The organism is Micromonospora sp. WMMD1155, assembly GCF_029581275.1.
In the GTDB taxonomy this organism is placed as follows: domain Bacteria; phylum Actinomycetota; class Actinomycetes; order Mycobacteriales; family Micromonosporaceae; genus Micromonospora.
This window is the reverse complement of record NZ_CP120742.1, coordinates 1804418-1822369: the sequence shown is the minus strand read 5'-3', so window position 1 is coordinate 1822369 and position 17952 is coordinate 1804418. Positions and strand designations below refer to the sequence as shown.

10 protein-coding genes are annotated in these 17952 nt (G+C 71.7%); 5 read left to right on the top strand and 5 right to left on the bottom strand.

The genetic code is table 11. The annotated features are described in order from the left end of the window. Nucleotides 1-65 precede the first annotated feature (65 nt). Together O7617_RS08010 and O7617_RS08005 are read right to left on the bottom strand one after the other, a co-directional pair. Nucleotides 66-3362 (bottom strand): S8 family serine peptidase, encoded by a 3297-nt coding sequence (locus O7617_RS08010; protein ID WP_282262548.1) that lies wholly within the window; start codon nucleotides 3360-3362, stop codon nucleotides 66-68. A gap of 137 nt (nucleotides 3363-3499) precedes the next feature. Then, nucleotides 3500-4672 carry a DNA recombination protein RmuC gene (locus O7617_RS08005; RefSeq protein ID WP_282262547.1) on the bottom strand — a complete coding sequence of 391 codons (1173 nt, stop codon included), beginning with the start codon at nucleotides 4670-4672 and terminating at the stop codon, nucleotides 3500-3502. Nucleotides 4673-4726: 54 nt separating this feature from the next. Between O7617_RS08005 and O7617_RS08000 the strand changes: the two genes are divergently transcribed. Beyond that, entirely contained in the window at nucleotides 4727-5506 is a 780-nt protein-coding gene (locus O7617_RS08000; RefSeq protein WP_282262546.1) for a hypothetical protein, read from the top strand. Nucleotides 5507-5660: 154 nt separating this feature from the next. Here the strand turns inward: O7617_RS08000 and ppc are convergent, their stop codons facing one another. Together ppc and O7617_RS07990 are read right to left on the bottom strand one after the other, a co-directional pair. Beyond that, complete coding sequence (ppc, locus tag O7617_RS07995) at nucleotides 5661-8447, bottom strand: phosphoenolpyruvate carboxylase (RefSeq protein WP_282262545.1); 2787 nt, start codon at nucleotides 8445-8447, stop codon at nucleotides 5661-5663. A gap of 300 nt (nucleotides 8448-8747) precedes the next feature. Further along, on the bottom strand, nucleotides 8748-9506 hold the full coding sequence (locus O7617_RS07990) for a hypothetical protein (RefSeq protein ID WP_282262544.1): 759 nt from the start codon (nucleotides 9504-9506) through the stop codon (nucleotides 8748-8750). Nucleotides 9507-9577: 71 nt separating this feature from the next. On the opposite strand from O7617_RS07990, the gene O7617_RS07985 reads away from it, so the two are divergent. Further along, nucleotides 9578-10618: a S66 peptidase family protein gene (locus tag O7617_RS07985; protein WP_282262543.1), complete on the top strand. Its 1041-nt coding sequence runs from the start codon at nucleotides 9578-9580 to the stop codon at nucleotides 10616-10618. A gap of 82 nt (nucleotides 10619-10700) precedes the next feature. On the opposite strand, the gene O7617_RS07980 is transcribed toward O7617_RS07985, so the two are convergent. Next, nucleotides 10701-11615 carry a cyclase family protein gene (locus O7617_RS07980; RefSeq protein ID WP_282262542.1) on the bottom strand — a complete coding sequence of 305 codons (915 nt, stop codon included), beginning with the start codon at nucleotides 11613-11615 and terminating at the stop codon, nucleotides 10701-10703. Nucleotides 11616-12287: 672 nt separating this feature from the next. Here O7617_RS07980 and mfd point away from each other — a divergent pair. The 3 genes from mfd to O7617_RS07965 all read left to right on the top strand — a co-directional run bounded on the left by mfd (nucleotide 12288) and on the right by O7617_RS07965 (nucleotide 17913). Then, nucleotides 12288-16004: a transcription-repair coupling factor gene (gene mfd / locus O7617_RS07975; RefSeq protein ID WP_282262541.1), complete on the top strand. Its 3717-nt coding sequence runs from the start codon at nucleotides 12288-12290 to the stop codon at nucleotides 16002-16004. A 155-nt stretch (nucleotides 16005-16159) separates the two neighbouring features. Continuing rightward, nucleotides 16160-16912 (top strand): hypothetical protein, encoded by a 753-nt coding sequence (locus O7617_RS07970; RefSeq protein ID WP_282262540.1) that lies wholly within the window; start codon nucleotides 16160-16162, stop codon nucleotides 16910-16912. A gap of 2 nt (nucleotides 16913-16914) precedes the next feature. Then, nucleotides 16915-17913, top strand: coding sequence for a nucleoside triphosphate pyrophosphohydrolase (locus O7617_RS07965; protein ID WP_282262539.1), 999 nt, complete (start codon nucleotides 16915-16917; stop codon nucleotides 17911-17913). The last annotated feature ends 39 nt before the right edge of the window (nucleotides 17914-17952 follow it).

Sequence of the window (17952 nt, the reverse complement as noted above, 5' to 3'; positions counted from 1 at the left end):
CGCTCTGACAGACCGGAGCCCGCCCCCGGATCCGGGGACGGGCTCCTGCTGGTCTTACCCAGCGATCAGTTCACGGTGCCGATCGACACGGTGCCGCGGCCGACGACCGCGCCCTCGGTGGTGACGATCGCCAACTCACCGGAGAGCTGACGACCGTCGGCCGGAACGGCCACCGCCGTCACCGTGCCGGTGATGGTCGTCGACTCGCCGTGCATCAGCGGCACCGCCGTCGCCGGGGCGGTGATCGTGCCCAGCGACGCGGACGCGAACGCGTCGTAGTAGTCGTACGCGGTGCTGGTGCCCGGCCCGTCGACCCCGTACGGCTCCACCACCACGCGGTAGGTGCCCGCGGGTGGGTTGGTCAGCGTGACCGCTTCCTCCGAGTCGCCGTCGGCGGCCCGGCCGACCTCGGTGGTGCCCCGGTAGACGTACAGGTCCAGGTCGGCGCCCGCGTTCGCGGGGTTGCCGATCCGGGCGGTGAACGTCGACGTGCCCGCCGGGATCTCGACGGTCCACTCCTGGTTGGGGCCGCCCTCGGTGATCGTCGGACGCTCGGTGCGCACACCGGTCAACGCGCCGCTACGGCCGCTGACCGAGACCGGGCCGAAGACGTTCGTCACGTCCCAGCTCACGTTGGTCGGCTCGCCGGCCCCGACGCTGGGCAGCTCGACCAGCGCCGGCTCGACCGCCAGGCCCTGTACCCGCACCTGGAGCTTGAACGGGTTGTTCAGTGCCGGCGAGGTCCGCCGCGACTCCACCTCGATCTCCCAGACCCCGGGCAGGGGGTTCTGGTAGTCCCGCTCCTGCGGCTTGCAGACGTTGACGTCGGAGAAGTTGGTGTAGCAGACGGTGCTGGTGGTCGCCTCGACCGGCACACCCAGCGGGTTGATGGCGATGAACCGGGTCTGCGAACCGGTGGCGATCCCGGACAGGTTCACCTGGAGCGCCTTGGCGCCCTCCGGCACGGTCACGAAGTACGACGTGTAGCCGTTGCGGTCGACGGAGCCCTCGTTGGCGTACGCGAAGGTCGGCTTCTTCACGTCGTTGGAGGCCACCACCACTGTGGAGACCTCGAAGTCGACGACGTTCGTGGCCGGGTCGTCGATCCGCATGATCGCGCCGTGGGCGCCCTCGGCGGTCGGCTTGGCGGTCACGTTGACGGTGACGGCCTTGTTGAGGGGCAGCGCGACGGTCTTCGGTGCCTTGAACGTGCCGTCGTCGCCCTGCACCGTGATGTCGTGCTTGATGGTGCCGGCCGGGCCGCTGGTACGGGTGATCTTGACCGGGTAGGTCTTGCTCTGCCCGACCGTGTGACCGCCGTCGGAGGCGGCACAACGGTTGTAGACGCCGGTGCCCCGACCGGGGTTCGGCACGAACTTCACGCCGTTCCAGATGGTCAGCTGGTCGGCCAGCGGGCTGCAGACCGCCGCGTCGGAGACGTACGACCGGGTCTCGACGCCCTGGCGCAGCAGCTGCCAGGCGCCCGGGACGTTGACCATGCCGTAGCCCTGCGCGTACGTCGGCACGTCCGCGATCGGCTTGGCCGAGGTGAACAGCGCGCGCCGCAGGGCGGCCGGGCTGACGCCCCGGTCGGTGGCCTTGGCGGCCGACAGCAGCAACGCACCGGCACCGGCGGTCTGCGGGGACGCCATCGAGGTGCCGTTCAGCATCGCGTAGCCCGGGGGCAGCGCGTAGCCGGCCTCGGGGACCGGGGCCCCGAGCTGCCAGGTCGGCGCGGTGGAGATGGCCGAGCCCGGGGCGGCGATGTTCGGCTTGAAGCCGCCGTCCTCGCGCGGGCCACGGGAGGAGAAGTTGAACAGGGCGTTCTTCTTCCGCACCACCGAGCCGTAGTTGGCCAGCCAGGTGTCCTTGCTGATGTTGGCGGCGACGCTGATCACGTTGCTGGCGACGGACGGGTCGCCGACGGTGTTGAGGCCCGGCCCGGAGTTGCCGGCCGAGATGACCAACTGCACGCCGTACGTCTCGATCAGTTCGTTGTAGAGGTTCGACCGGGCGTTGTTGCCGTCGTTCAGACCGGGAAGGCCACCGATCGACATGTTGACGATGTCGACCCCACGGTTGGCCACCAGGTCGATCATGCCGGTGGTGAGAGCCGCCGCGGTGCAGCCGCCGCCCCAGGAGCAGGCACGGGCGGAGACCAGCTTGGCGCCCGGGGCCGCGCCGTCGAAGACGTCGTTGCCGAGCATGTCGTTGGCGGCGGTGATGCCCGCGACGTGGGTGCCGTGGGTGCTCTCGACGATGCCGATGTTGACGTAGTCCCACAGGCCGGGGAGGCCGATCGGCGTGGTGTTCACGTTCTTGCGGAACTCGACGACGAAGGGCTGCCGCTCGGCGACCGGGGTCGCCGGGTTGTCGGTGCCGAAGTAACCGACGTCGTACTTCTCCTTGTACGGCCGCATCATCGCGTCGTCGGTGAAGTCGCGGTTCTGGTTGGCGTCGACCCAGATGTTGTTGGTGGCCGGGTCGTAGAGCACACCCCAGGTGTCGGTGGTGTCGCCGTCACGGTTGACGTCACCCCGGGCGTCGCTGGCGCTGGTCACCGACTCGCTGAACAGGTTGAACCGGTACGTGCCGGCCGGTGCCGTCCAGGTGCCGCCCGCGATGGCGAACGACGGGCCGGTGACCTCGGTCTGCATCCGCCGCCACGTCGCGTCCTCCAGCGGGTCGGTCGCGGTCACCCAGTCGACGATCTTGCGTTCGCCGGTGGTGGTCCGCTGCAACGCCGGATGGGCCAGGTCGACACCCGAGTCCATGATGCCGATCGTCACGCCCCGGCCGTCCCACTCCGGGTGGGCGTCGGTGAATCTGACTGCGCCCGTCTCATTGGTCGGCATGTACGGGTTGTCCGCCCGGGTGGCCTCACCCGGTGCGTCCACCGTGGCCTGCCGCGCGCCGGCGGTGCCGGTGGGGGTCTTCTCCGGTGCCGGGTCGGGCAGGTGGATGACCTCGTCCAGGTCGACGGCCGACACACCGGGCAGCCGTGCCGCGGTGAGGGCCTTGTCGGTCGGGACCTTGGCCAGCACGAAGCCGACCTTGTCCTGCCGCTGGCTGACCGTGCCGCCGAGCTTGGTGAGGCTGTCGGCGACGTCCCCCGCCTCACCCTGCTCGGTGGAGACGATCAGAGTGACGGTCGGGGCCTTCTTGGCCCGGGCCTCGCTGAGCAGTTTCGCGTCGTGAGCGCCCAGCGTCTCGGCAGCGGTGGCTGGGGAAGCGTCAGGTGTGGTGACGGGAGCGGCGGCCGCGGTGGCGGCACCACCCACGACGGTCACGGCGCCAGCCGCCAGGACCGACGCGAAGAGCGCGGCGGAGGTACGCCGACGCAGATCTCGGGGTTTGCTCACGTTCTCTTTCCTCCAGAGAACAGGGCCCTCAAGGGCGAGGGCGCGTGGGTGAGCAGAATCCTTCGGTGTATCGACGAGCACTGTCACTACTGGTCAGTCCCTTGTGACCACTTCGTGACATGCATGCATACGCACTGTCACATGGTTGGCTGGCGGGCCGGGAGCTCGTCGGTCGGGTCGACAAGCTCGGGCGCCTGCGGCTGCCGGGGTGTCGACTCGACCTGCGCGGGCGTCGCCAACTCCTCGTCCGAGACGCCCAACTCGGCGAGCTTGCGGGCGCTGACCAGCACCCGCGCCTCCAACGAGCCGACCGCCCGGTTGTACGCGGTCACGGCACCGGCCAGCGACGAACCGAGCTTGCCCACGTGGTCGCCGAGCGTGGAGAGCCGCCCGTACAGCTCACGGGCCAGAGTGTGCACCGCCAGGGCGTTACGGGCCAGCGCCTCCTGCCGCCAGGAGTAGGCGACAGTGCGGAGCAGGGCGACGAGCGTGGCCGGAGTGGCCAGCACCACGTTGCGCGTGAAGGCGTGCTCCAGCAGGGTCGGGTCACGTTGGAGGGCGACGTCGAGGAACGGGTCGGCGGGGACGAACAGCACCACGAACTCGGGTGAACTGTCGAACGCCGACCAGTACGACTTCGCGGCCAGGGCGTCGACGTGCCCACGCAGGTGTCGGGCGTGCGCGTCGAGATGGGTGTCCCGGCCGCGTTCGTCGCGCGACTCCATGGCCGTCAGGTACGCGTCGAACGGCGCCTTGGCGTCCACCACCACCGAGCGGCCACCGTGCAGTCGGACCACCAGATCCGGTCGGACGACCTGCTGGTCGGTGGCGGCGGTGACTTGCTCGGCGAAGTCGCAGTGCTCCAACATCCCGGCCGCCTCGACGATCCGGCGTAGCTGGTGCTCGCCCCACCGACCCCGCACCTGCGGCGCCCGCAGCGCCGCCACCAGCTGCTTGGTCTCGGTGCGCAGCTCGCCGGAGACATTGCTCATCGACCGGACCTGCTCGCGCAGCTCGGCGTACGCGTCGACCCGGTCGTGCTCCAGCTCGGCGACCCGCTGCTCGTAGCGGCGCAGCGTGTCGTGCAGCGGGGCGACCGCCCGGGCCACCGCCTCCTGCGACTGCGCGGTGGCCTCGTAGCTGAGCGCCCGCATGGACTGCTCCAACCGGCCCTCGCCCTCCCGGGTGGCGGCCAGGGTGGCGTCGAGGCGGGCGATGTCGGCCGCCGAACGGGACCGCGCCGCGAGCCAGCCCACGGCCCCGCCGGCGCCGAGGCACACGATCACCAGGAGCAGGGTGGAGACGTCCATCACCGGAGCTTGCCAGACGGATACGACGGGACACCCGGGGGTACGTTCGAAGGCATGGAACTTGTGCTCTGCCTCGCGGTCGTGCTGGTCGGCGCGCTGGGCGCGGCGGCGCTCATCCGCGCCCAGGCCGGTGCCCGCCGCCGCACCGCGCTCGGCGACGCCCGCGCCGACGCGCAACGGTGGTACGAGCGCCTCGGCGGTCAGTTGATCAACCTGCACGGTGACGACCCGGCGGTCCGTCAGGCGCTGGCCGATGCCGGTGAGCGGTACAACGCGGCCGGTTCACAGCTGGAGCAGGCGCGTACGCCGCACCAGTTCGCGCTGGCTCGGGAGACCGCGCTGGAAGGGCTGGCCTACATCCGGGCGGCGCGTACCGCGTTGGGCATCGACCCGGGCCCCGAGGTACCGGCGCTGGCCGCCGCCCACGGCGTCGGGCAGCTCACCAAGGAGCGCGAGGTCGACGTGCAGGGGCAGACCTTCCGCGCCGGCCCGCAACCCGGCCGGGAAACGCCCTACTACTACCCCGGTGGGCGTTATCAGGGCCGGCCGGTGCCGGCGGGGTGGTATTCGACGCCCTGGTGGAAGACGGCGTTGGGCGCCGGCGCCGGTGTGCTCGGCGGCATCCTGATCGCCGACGCGCTGTTCTCGCCGGCCTTCGCCGACCCGGGGTACGGCTACGACGCCGGCTACCAGGAGGGCTTCGGCGACGGTTTCGACCAGGGTGGTGACCAGGGCGGCGACTTCGGTGGCGGCGACCAGGGTGGCGACTTCGGTGGCGGCGACTACGCCGGTGGTGACTTCGGCGGCGGCGATTTCGGTGGCGGCGACTTCTGACCCCGCCCAACCCGTCGATCACGGAGTTGTGGTGGCCGGTTCACCCCTGTAGGCGGCTTTGGGGCACCAAACTCCATGATCGCCCGGCCCGGCCCGGCCCGGCCCGGCCCGGCCCGGCCCGGCCCGACCGGGCCGGGCCGGGCCGGGGTGCTGATCAGCCGGTGTTGCGCATGCCGGCGGCGATGCCGTTCACGGTGGTGAGCAGCGCCCGCTCCAGGGCGGTGCCGTCGCTCGGCGCGCGTCGGCCGCCCGGTGCGGTGGCCACCGCACGGCCGGCGGCTCCGGACTCCCGGTACTGCCGCAGCAGCGCCACCTGAAGATGGTGCAACGGCTCCAGGTAGGTGTCGCGGACGGCCAGGGTGCGTTGGAGGACCGGCGAGTTCTCCAGCAGCGCGGGGGAGGCGGTGACCGCCAGCAGCTCGCGCTTCGTCAGCTCGTACTCCTGCTCGATCTGCTCGAAGATCGGGTGCAGCTTCTTCGGCACCAGGGTCTCCACGTACCGACGGGCGATGTTCAGGTCGGTCTTGGTCACCATCATCTCGACGTTCGACAGGAACGTGCGGAAGAAGTGCCAGTTGCGGTGCATCTCCGCCAGTACGTCGGCCAGACCGGCCTCGCGCGCCGCGGCCAGCCCGGAACCGACACCGAACCAACCCGGCACGATCTGCCGGGTCTGCGTCCAGCCGAACACCCACGGGATCGCCCGCAGACCGGACAGGCCCGCCCCGGTGTTCGGGCGCTTCGCCGGCCGGGAGCCGATGTTCAACGCGCCGAGCAACTCGGTGGGGGTGGACGCCCAGAAGTACGCCGGCAGGTCCGGCTCCTCGACGAGGGACCGGTAGGAGCGGAACGCCGACTCGGAGACCACGTCCATCGTCGCGTCCCACCGTTCCAGCATCTCGGCGGGCTGCCGGGGTGCGGTGTGCAGCAGTGTCGACTGGAGCACCGCGGCGAGGGTGAGCTCCAGGTTCTCCCGGGCCAGCGACGGCAGGGTGTACTTGTCGGAGATCACCTCGCCCTGCTCGGTCACCTTGATCGCGCCGTCCATCGTGCCGTACGGCTGGGCCAGGATCGCCTCGTGCGTCGGCCCGCCGCCGCGCCCGACCGTGCCGCCCCGGCCGTGGAACAGCCGCAGGTGCACCCCGTGCCGGGCGGCCACGTCACGCAGCGCGCGTTGCGCCCGGTGGATCGACCACTGGCTGGTGGTGATCCCGGCCTCCTTGTTCGAGTCGGAGTAGCCGAGCATCACCTCCTGCACGTCGCCCCGGGCGGTCACCAGCGCCCGGTACGCGGGCAACGACAGCAACTCGTCGAGGAGTTCACCGCCGGCGTTCAGCTCGGCCGGGGTCTCCAGCAGCGGCACGAACCCGATCCGGGCCCGCCCGCTGTGCACGTCCACCAGACCGGCCTCGCGGGCCAGCACCACGGCGGCCAGCACGTCGTCGACGCCCAGGGTCATCGAGATGATGTACGACTCGATCACCTCGGTGCCGAACCGGTCCTGTGCCTCCCGGATGGTCCCGAACACGTCGAACGTCTTGCGGGCCGGCTCGGTCAGCGCCGTGTCCAGAGTGGACAGGGGCCGGCGACCGGTCAGCTCGTCGGCGAGCAGCTTGGTGCGCTCCAGTCGGGTCAGCGCCGGGTAGTCGGAGACCTCACCGACCGCCTCGTAGAGCTGGGCCAGCACCGCGTGGTGCGCCTCGGCGTGCTCCCGCACGTCCATGGTGGCCAGGTGCAGCCCGAACGCGGAGACCGTACGGATGGTGGAGGCCAGCCGGCCGACGGCGGTGAGCTGCCCGGAGTTGCGGGCCAGCGAGGCGCGCAGGAGGTCCAGGTCGGCGATCAGCTCGGCGGAGCCCCGGTAGTCCCGGCCCGGCACGTGCGCGGTGCCCTGGCGCAGCCGTTGCCGGGTGTTGGCGAGCTTCGCCTTCACGCAGCGCGCCTTGAGCCGGTACGGCTCCTCCGCGTTGACCCGACGGAACCGCGTCGCCACCTCGGGCAGCGCGTCCAGGTCGGCGGCGAGGCTGGCGGACAGGTCCAGGGACACCCCGCGCAGCCGGCGGGAGACCGAGACCTCGTTGATGAGGTGGTCCATCGCCTTCTCGGTCGCGGCGATGCCGTGCTCGTGCTGGATGGTCAGGACCTCGCGGGTGACCGCCGGGGTGACGAACGGGTTGCCGTCCCGGTCGCCGCCGATCCAGGTGCCGAAGCTCAGCGGCCGGGCCGTCGGCGAGGTCTCCACCCCGAGGGTACGCAGCGTGTCGGCCAGGTCGTCGAGCACCTGAGGGGCGGCCTCGGCGTACAGGTCGCGCAGGTAGTAGATGGCGTTGCGGGCCTCGTCGGTCGGGTCCGGCCGGTCGAGCCGCAACTCGTCGGTCTGCCACATCAGGTCCAGCAACTCGGCCAGGCGGCGGTTGGCGGGGCCCTCGTCGCTGGCGCCGTAGAGGATCGCGTTGGCGGTCTCGGTGTCCAACTCGTCGGCGATGGCCCGCAGCTTGGACAGGATCGAGCGGCGGGCCGCCTCGGTCGGGTGCGCGGTGAACACCGGCCGGACCGCCAACCGGCGGGCCGCGTTGGCGATCTCCTCGGCCGGAACCCCACGCTCGGCGATCATCTTGGCGGCCTGGTCCAACCACCCACCCTGCACCGCGCGGCGGCGGCGCAGATCTCGCGCACGGTGCACCTGCTCGGTGATGTTGGCCAGGTGGAAGTAGGTGGAGAAGGCTCGCGCCAGCTTGGTGCCGGTGGTCACGTCGAGGCCGCCGAGGCGCTGGGCGGCCGCCGGGGCGTCGGTGCGGACCTGGGCGCGGATCTCCTCGACGAGGTCGAGCAGCGGGCGACCCTCCTGGCGGGCCAGCGTCTGCCCGAGCAGGGTGCCGAGTCGGCGGATGTCGGCACGCAGCGCGGCGTCCGGGCCGTCGTGGTCGTGCTGATCGGTCACGATGCGCTCCCTTACGTGGTGACGAAGGACAGCGCTGTCCGACTTACTGGATGGTATCCGCGCGGACTGGATGTCTGGAGGGCCCCCGGGTGATCCAGTGGCTTCGGGGCGGCGTTTCCGACGTGATCTCAGCCACCGTGCCCGGCTGGCGCGCCGACCCGGGTAGGCCGGTCCACGGCCAGGATGGGCTGGTCAGTGGGGTGGCGTGGGTCGCTCGGGGCGGGCTGGGCGGCCAGGGGGCCGGTGGCGGACCGGTTGGGGGTCGGGGTGGGCGGCCTGGCGGCCTGGCGGCCTGGCGGGTTACCCGGGCGGCGCGGTCGGTCCGGGGGCGGTGGTGGCGGCGCGGCGGCCCCGCACGAGGCTCGCGCTGACCAACCCGACGATGCCGGCCACCGCCCAGAGCGCGAGGGCGCTCGCCGGCCAGCCGGCGGATCGCCAGTCGAAGTAGACCGCCGCCTTGGTCAGGTCGTTGGCGAGCCCGGGGATGTTCCACCGGTGCATGCCGCGCAGCACCCCGGGCAGGAACTCCGGCGCGTAGATGCCGCCGGAGCCGGGGTTGCCGAGCACCACCAGCAGCAGGATGACCAGCGCGGTGCCCGCGACACCCAGCCACCCCTGGATGGCACTGGCGAACATCGCGGCGGCGAAGACGGCCAGCGCGCCGATCGCGGCGATCGTCGGCACGTCGTGCTGCCAGATGTCCAGGACCGGCCCGACCACCACCGCGCCGGCGATGCCGAGCAGCACGCTGTAGACCGCCAGGGCGGCGACGCGTAGCCCGGCCCGCCGCGCCGTCCGTGGGGTGGTGCCGGCGGAGATCCCGAGCACTGTCGAACCGAGGTACCCGCCGAGCACGTACCCGACGTTGAGGTAGAACGGCACCACACCGCGCGGGTCGGCCGAGGTGACCGGCACCCGGTCGACGATCCGCAACGGGGTCCCGGTGCGGGTGGCGGCGGTACTGAGGACCTCCCTGATCGCGCTGGTGGCGGAGGGGCCGGAGGCGCTCGCCACGGTGAGGAGCAGGCCGTTGTCGCGACCTTGCGGTGCTTCATCCACATCGAAACCCTAATGTCCGTTTCAGCGGTGGCAGGACGGAAACCGGTTGGCCGGGCGGTTAGCCTTCGATCATGGGGACGTTGATCTATCCACCCAAACCACGGCCGGGCGACCGGGTCGCCGTCGTCTCACCCTCCGCCGGCCTGCCGGGTCTCTTCCCCCACGTGTACGAGTTGGGGCTGCGCCGGCTGCGCGAGGAGTTCGGCCTGGAGCCGGTGGAGTACCCGACCACCCGGATCATGGGGGCGGACCCGCGCGACCGGGCCCGCGACCTGACCGCCGCGTTCGCCGACCCGAGCGTCACCGCGGTGCTCGCGACGGTCGGCGGCGACGACCTGATCACGGTCACCCCGCACCTCGACGACGACGTGCTCCGGGCCAACCCCAAGCCCTACTTCGGGTACTCCGACAACACGAACGTGCTCAACCACCTGTACCGGTTGGGCATCGTCGCGTACCACGGTGGATCGGTGCTGGTGCACCTCGGCCGGCCGGGCGCGCCGCACCCGTTGACCTTCGGCTCGCTGCGCGCCGCGCTGTTCAGCACCGACTGGTACGAGTTGACGCCCGCGCCCACCTGGGGTGACCGGCCCAACCCGTGGACCGAGCCGGAGACGCTGGCCTACGAGCCGGAGATGCTGCCCGGCGAGGGCTGGCGCTGGCACGGCCCGCAGCGGGTGGTGGAGGGGCGCACCTGGGGTGGCAACCTGGAGATCCTGCACTGGCTGATGGCCGCCGACCGGGTGTCGACCGTCGACGAGGTGGCCGGGTCCGTGCTGATCGTCGAGACCTCCCAGGAGATGCCGAGCGCCCGGGAGGTGTTCCGGATCGTGCGGAACATGGGGGAGCGGGGGCTGCTCGCCGTCTTCGGAGCGGTCATCGTCGGGCGCCCCAAGGCGTGGGACTTCGACAAGCCGCTGTCCGTGCCGGAACGGCAGGCATGGGGCGAGGCCCAGCGGGAGGCGATCATGCGTGCGCTCACGCCGTACAACCCGGACGCGGTGGTGGTCTTCGACGTCGACCTCGGTCACACCGACCCGCAGTTGATCATCCCGTACGGGGGTGAGGTACGGGTGGACGCCGTAGCGCGCCGGATCTCGGTGCGCTACTGACCCGTGTCGGCGGTGGCTTGTGGCGCCCTGCGGTTTGTTGCTTCTGGCTCGTGGTGTCGGGGCTCGTGGTGTCGGGGTTTGTTCAGCTGTTGACGACGGCGAAGGCGCGCACCGGGAAGGTGCCCATACCGGCCACCATCGGCGGGGCCGCGGTGAACCGGAACCCGGTCGGCGGCAACGCGTCCAGGCCGGTCAGGTGCTCCACGATCGGGATGCCGGCGGCGAGCAGTGTGCTGTGCGCGGGGCGTACGCCGCCGGCCGCCGGGCTCATGTCGTCGATGTTGACCGAGTCGATGCCGACCAGGGCCGCCCCCGCGTCGGCAAGCGCCTGGGCGGCGTCCCCGGTGAGGTACGGCGCTTCCGGCGCGCCGTACCGCTCGGTGCCGAAGTGCGCGTCCCACCCGGTGTGCAGCAACACCGCCCGACCGTCCACCTCGTAGGGGGCCAGCATGAGCCGGTCCACCGCTCGGGTGCCGGCCGGCACCCGGACCACCACCCCGGGCAGGTCGACGAGACGATCCAGCGGCACCCCGGTCAGGTCGTCGGCACCGGCCCAGCGGTGGGCGGGAGTGTCCAGGTACGTGCCGGTGTTGGCGATCAGGTCGATCCGGGCCACGTGGAACTCGGTGCCCGGGGCGTACCGCTCCCGGGATGCCGCGAACGTCAGCCAGTCGGTGATCCGCGGCCCCGGCCAACCCGGCAGGGTGGTCATCCCATCGCTGATCACGTGGCTCAGCTCGATGAGTCCGCGCCCGGACGTGGGCTGATCGACGGCCACACCCCGGCCGCCCTTGTGCGGCTCCTCGATGATCGTCTTCGCGCTGATCCGGACCTCGGCGACCATCAGCAACCCGAGATGCCGGACGAACAACGCCGCGAGGTCCTCGTCGCTGATCTCCTGACCAGGAACGTCCAGCCGAAACCCCTCGGTACGCAGCCCGCCGCCGTTGGCGAAGCTCACCTCCGCGTCGAACTGTGCCCGCCACTGCTCACCCATCCCGAAACCCGACCACGCCAGCCGTCAGTCGGTCAAGATCTGCGAACGTGATCGGCCGACCGGAGCGCCCAGGTCAAGCGGGACCCACCTGCCCTGGTCTGCGAGATGCGCGCGTCCGGCGTGGGGGGCCCGCGTCCGGCGTGCGGGCCGTCCGGCGTGCGGGGCCCGCGTCCGGCGTGCGGGCCGTCCGGCCCAAGATCCGCGCAACATCGGTGAAGTTGCTGCCTCAGCGCCCGGCGAGACAGCACTTTGCCCGAAGTTGCGCGGATCTTGGAGGGGGAGGGTGTGCGGATCGGCGGATGCTCGCGCCGAAGGCCGTTCCGGCTCCAAGATCGCGCAACATCCTGGTTGTAGTGGTGTCGGTTCGTCGGTGAGGCCCCTACTTCCTTGTTCGAGCGTGACCTCGGCGGCGCTGGTGCCCCACGCCGCGCTTGCGATCTCCGGGGCGCAGATCTTCGTCAAGATCTGCGCAACATCGGCGATGTTGGTGTTTCCCGCGTGTTGGAGGCAGCAATATCGCCGATGTTGTGAGGATCTTGGGTGCCGGGGCGCGGCGACCTGGAGGAAGGGGGTGTGTGTGGGTCGACGGGGATAGGCTGGTTGTCGTGCACCCCCCGTCCGGCTGGACGAGGGGCCGCCGTCGTGTGCGTCGACTCCCCTGGAAGGATTCCCTTGCTCACCGGTCTGTTCACCGCCGCCCTGGCCGACCCCGGGCTGGCCCGGGCGCGTGACCTGGCGCGCTCCGGTGCCGCCCAGGTCGACGGCCTCGACATCACCGCCCCGGCGGCGCTGCGCCCGTTCGCTGTCGCCGCCGTCGCGGCCGACCCCATCGACGCCGACCCCGGCAGCACGCGCGGCGCCGACCCCACCGACGCCGGCCCCGGCAGCGCGCGCAGCACCGCCGACGGTGCCGGTGGCGGGGCCGGGCGGCCCGTGCTGGCGGTGACCGCCACCACCCGGGAGGCGGACGACCTGGCCGCCGCCCTGGGTGCATTGCTCCCCGCCGAGCAGGTGGTCGTCTTCCCTTCCTGGGAGACGCTGCCGCACGAGCGTCTGTCGCCCCGCTCGGACACGGTTGGTCGACGGCTGGCCGTGCTGCGCCGGTTGGCGCACCCGGAGGGCACCGATGCGCACGGCGGCACCGGGCCGCTGCGGGTGGTCGTGGCCCCGGTCCGTTCGCTGCTCCAACCGCAGCTCAAGGGGCTCGGTGACCTGGAGCCGGTGCAGCTCGCCGCTGGCGAGGAGGCGGATCTCGAAGAGGTCGCCCGCCGACTGATCGACATGGCGTACGCCCGGGTCGACCTGGTCACCAAGCGTGGGGAGTTCGCCGTGCGCGGCGGCATCCTGGACGTCTTCCCGCCGACCGACGAGCACCCGTCCCGGGTCGAGTTCTGGGGCGACGAGGTGGAGGAGATCCGCACCTTCGCCGTGGCCGACCAGCGGACCATCGAGCAGGTTCCGCTGCTGTGGGCGCCGCCCTGCCGGGAGTTGCTGCTCACCCCGGCGGTCCGTGAGCGGGCCGCCGCGCTGGCGGAGCAGCACCCCGAGCTGGCCGAGATCCTCGACAAGCTGGCCGAGGGCATCCCGGTGGAGGGGATGGAGTCGCTGGCACCGGTGCTGGTCGGGCCCGACTCGCTGGAGTTGCTGCTGGACGTCATGCCGTCCGGCACCCACGTCCTGCTGTGCGACCCGGAGCGGATCCGCACGAGGGCGCATGACCTGGTGCGTACCTCGGAGGAGTTTCTGCAGGCCAGCTGGGCCGCCGCCGCGGTCGGCGGCCAGGCCCCGGTGGACGTCGGCGCGGCCGCCTTCCGCACCCTCGCTGAGGTGCGCGCGGCCGCCGGCAAGCTCGGCCAGCCGTGGTGGACGCTGTCCCCGTTCGGCCTGACCGAGGGGGAGACGGCCGAGACGCGGCAGCCCTGGGAGGACGCGCCGGAGGAGGTCGCCGTCACCCCGGACGACGCCATCGCGGTGACCCTCGGGGCCCAGCCGGCCCCGCTGTACCACGGCGAGACCAGCCGGGTGGTCGACGACCTGAAGCGCTGGGCCGGTGAGGGCTGGTCGATCGCGCTGGTGTTCGAGGGGCACGGTCCCGCCCAGCGGGCGGTGGAGGTGCTCCGTGACGCCGGGCTGGGCGCCCGGTTGACCGAGGAGGTGCCGACCGCGCCGGTCCCCGGTGAGCTGGTGGTCACCTGCGGCGCGTTGAGCAGCGGGTTCGTCGACGAGGCGTCCCGTTTCGTGCTGCTCACCGGCAACGACGTGACAGGCGGCCGGGGCACGTCGACCCGGGACATGCGCAAGATGCCGAGCCGGCGGCGCAACACCATCGACCCGCTGGAGCTGAAGGCCGGCGACCACGTGGTGCACGAGCAGCACGGCATCGGCCGGTACGTCGAGCTGGTGCAGCGCACCGTCAACGGCGCGAGCCGTGAATACCTGGTCATCGAGTACGCGGCCAGCAAGCGCGGCCAGCCCGGCGACCGGCTGTTCGTGCCGACCGACCAGCTCGACCAGCTCTCCCGTTACGTGGGCGGGGAGCAGCCGACCCTGCACAAGATGGGCGGTTCGGACTGGCAGAAGTCGAAGGCCCGCGCCCGCAAGGCGGTCCGGGAGATCGCCGCGCAGCTGATCCAGCTCTACGCCGCCCGTAAGGCGTCCAAGGGTCACTCGTTCGGCCCGGACACCCCGTGGCAGCGGGAGTTGGAGGACGCCTTCCCCTGGCAGGAGACGCCCGACCAGCTCGCGGCGATCGACGAGGTCAAGCGGGACATGGAGCAGACCGTGCCGATGGACCGGCTGATCTGCGGCGACGTCGGTTACGGCAAGACCGAGATCGCCGTCCGGGCGGCCTTCAAGGCGGTGCAGGACGGCAAGCAGGTGGCGGTGCTGGTGCCGACCACGCTGCTGGTGCAGCAGCACTACAACACGTTCGCCGAGCGGATGAGCCAGTTCCCGGTGCAGATCCGGCAGTTGTCCCGGTTCCAGACCGCGAAGGAGACCGAACGAACGCTGGAGATGGTCGCCGACGGCACCGTCGACATCGTCATCGGCACCCACCGTCTGTTGCAGACCGCCACCCGGTTCAAGCAGCTCGGTCTGGTGATCGTCGACGAGGAGCAGCGCTTCGGTGTCGAGCACAAGGAGCACCTGAAGACGCTGCGCGCGTCGGTCGACGTGCTGAGCATGTCGGCCACCCCGATCCCGCGGACCCTGGAGATGGCCATCACCGGCATCCGGGAGATGTCCACCATCGCCACCCCACCGGAGGAGCGGCACCCGGTGCTCACCTTCGTGGGTGCGCAGGACGACCGGCAGGTGGCGGCGTCCATCCACCGCGAGTTGCTCCGCGACGGGCAGGTCTTCTACCTGCACAACCGGGTCGAGTCGATCGACCGGGCAGCGCGGCGGCTGCGCGAGTTGGTGCCCGAGGCGCGGGTCGCGGTGGCGCACGGCCAGATGAGCGAGGACGCGCTGGAGAAGGTGATGGTCGGCTTCTGGGAGAAGGAGTTCGACGTCCTGGTCTGCACCACGATCGTGGAGTCGGGCATCGACATCCCGAACGCCAACACGCTGATCGTGGAGCGGGCCGACCTGCTCGGCCTGGCGCAGCTGCACCAGATTCGGGGCCGGGTCGGCCGGGGCCGGGAGCGGGCGTACGCCTACTTCCTCTACCCGCCGGAGAAGCCGCTCACCGAGCACGCCCACGAGCGGCTGGCGACCATCGCGCAGCACACCGAGCTGGGCGCCGGCATGTACGTGGCGATGAAGGACCTGGAGATCCGGGGCGCCGGCAACCTGCTCGGCGGTGAGCAGTCCGGGCACATCGAGGGCGTCGGCTTCGACCTGTACGTGCGGATGGTCGGCGAGGCGGTCTCCGCGTTCAAGGGTGAGCGGCCGGAGGAGGAGGTCGATGTCAAGATCGATCTGCCGGTCGACGCACACCTGCCACACGACTACGTGAGTGTGGAACGGCTGCGCCTGGAGATGTACCGCAAGCTCGCCGAGGCGCGCGACGAGGACCGTCTGGGCGAGGTGGTCGCCGAGATGACCGACCGGTACGGCGAGCCTCCGGCCCCGGTGCAGAACCTGGTGGAGGTGGCCCGGTTCCGCCTGCTGGCCCGCCGGTACGGCCTGACCGACGTGTCCATGCAGGGCAAGCACGTCCGGTTCGGCCCGCTGCCGCTGCCGGATTCGAAGCAGTTGCGGCTCAAGCGCTACCACCCGGATGCCGTCTACAAGCAGGCCACCGACCAGGTCAGCGTGCCCCGACCGACCACCCGTCGGATCGGCGGCGAGCCGTTGCGCGACCAGGCGCTGCTGCAGTGGTGCGCGCAGTTGCTCTCCGATGTGCTCGGTGCCCCCGCAGTGGCGGCGGGAGCGCCGGTCTGAGCGGCACAGTGGCGGCGGGGGCGCCGGTCTGAGCGGCACAGTGGCGGCGGGGCGCCGGTCTGAGTGCCCCGCCGTGGCGGCGGGGCGCCGGTCGGAGTCGTTCGTCCGGTGGGGGGCGTCACAGCGACGTGCCCTGCCGTGAGAGAGTGACCGTCATGCGTGCTCGCCGTCTTGTCGCCGTCGCCAGCGTGGCGGTCGGTCTCATCGCCCTCTCCGGTTGTCGTGCCGAGCCCGGCATCGCCGCCTACATCGGTGACCACCGCATCACCGACGAGCGGGTCGCCGCCGTGCTGAAGGACCTGCGCGACAAGAACCCGGAGCCGCCCGTCGCAGCTCAACCCGGCCAGGCGGCGCCGAAGCCGACCGGCCCGGCAGACGTGGCCAGCGTGTTGGTGCTGAGCGAGGTGTGCAAGCAGCTCTCCGCCGAGAAGAGCTACCAGCCGCGTGGCCAGGTGGCTTCCGACCAGGTCGCCCAGGCGCTCCAGTTGACGCCTGACACGGAGTACGTGCAGCAGGTGTCCGCCCTCTACACCTGCCTGTCCGGGGTGCCGTCCGAGTCGGTCGCGCCGACCGAGCAGGAGATGAAGACCCTGATCGCGGTGGGCCGCGAGGCGGCCCAGATCCCCGCCAGCATGAGCGACGAGGAGGCCGTCCGCCAGCTCGACGGCGACCAGTTGCGTGGTGCGCTGGCCACCCGACGGTCGCTGGTCGAGGCGGTCGAGCGCTACGACGTGACGGTCAGCCCCCGGTACCGCCCGCTGGAGTTCCCGGTGCTCAGCTTCCCCGGTGACATCCCCGCCGTGAGCGTGCCGCTGGGTGAACCGGGCTCCGATATGGTCACCGACATCTCCACCCCGGAGCCGGTCGAGTCGACCGCCACCCCCGACGCCGAGGGCACGGCCGGCTGAACATGACGGCACGGATCGTCCTGCTGGTCACGTCGCCCCGGCTACCGGCCGGTCTGCTGACGGCGGCGGCCTGGGACGTCGTACGCCGGCACCCGGTGCTGACCGGCGCGGAGAGCGAGTTGGTCACGGCGGTGCGCCAGGCGGGCGCCGAGGTCGTCGTGGTGGACGGCCCGGCGACGCAACGCCTGCTGGACACCGTGGCGGCGCACGGCACGGCGGTCTGGTTGGCCGGCCCGGCCGGCGACGAGGCCCTTGCCCGGGAGTTGGGCCTGCGGTTGGCCCGGGAACCGGGGCTGGCCGAGATGGAGCTGATGTACGGCTCGTGGGACCCACCGGGCGCGCGGCTGCTCGACGCGGTGGCCGTGCTGGACCGGCTGGCCTCGCCGGGTGGTGACCCGTGGAAGCGTGCGCAGACACACCGCAGCCTCGCCGGTTACCTGCTGGAGGAGAGCTACGAGGCGTACGACGCGATCGACGCCGACGACACCGACGCGTTGCGTGAGGAGTTGGGCGACGTCCTCCTGCAGGTGGTGTTGCACGCGCGACTCGCCGAGGAGTTGCCCGAGGGCGAGCGGTGGAGCATCGACGACGTGGCCGGTGGCCTGGTCGACAAGATGATCCGCCGTAACCCGCACGTCTTCGCCGGTGCGGAGGCGGGCACGTTGGAGGAGATCACCGAGAACTGGGAGCGGATCAAGCGCGCGGAGAAGGCCCGGAAGTCGGTGCTGGACGGCGTCGCGTTGAGCCAGCCCGCTCTCGCCCTGGCCACGCAGATCCTCAGCCGGGCCGCCCGCGCCGGCATGGCTGTTCCACCCCCGCTGGCGGACACCCAGGTGGACGCCGAAGCGAGGCTGGGCGCGAGCCTCCTGGCAACGGTGGCCGCAGCCCGCGAAGCGGGCATCGACCCGGAAGCGGCCCTCCGCCGCACCACCCTCGCCTACGCCGAAGCCCTCCGCGCCACCGAACCCCCCACCGAGCCCTCACCCTTAGACCCGCGTTGATCATGAAGTTGTAGCCACGACACGCCGAGGTGCGAGGCA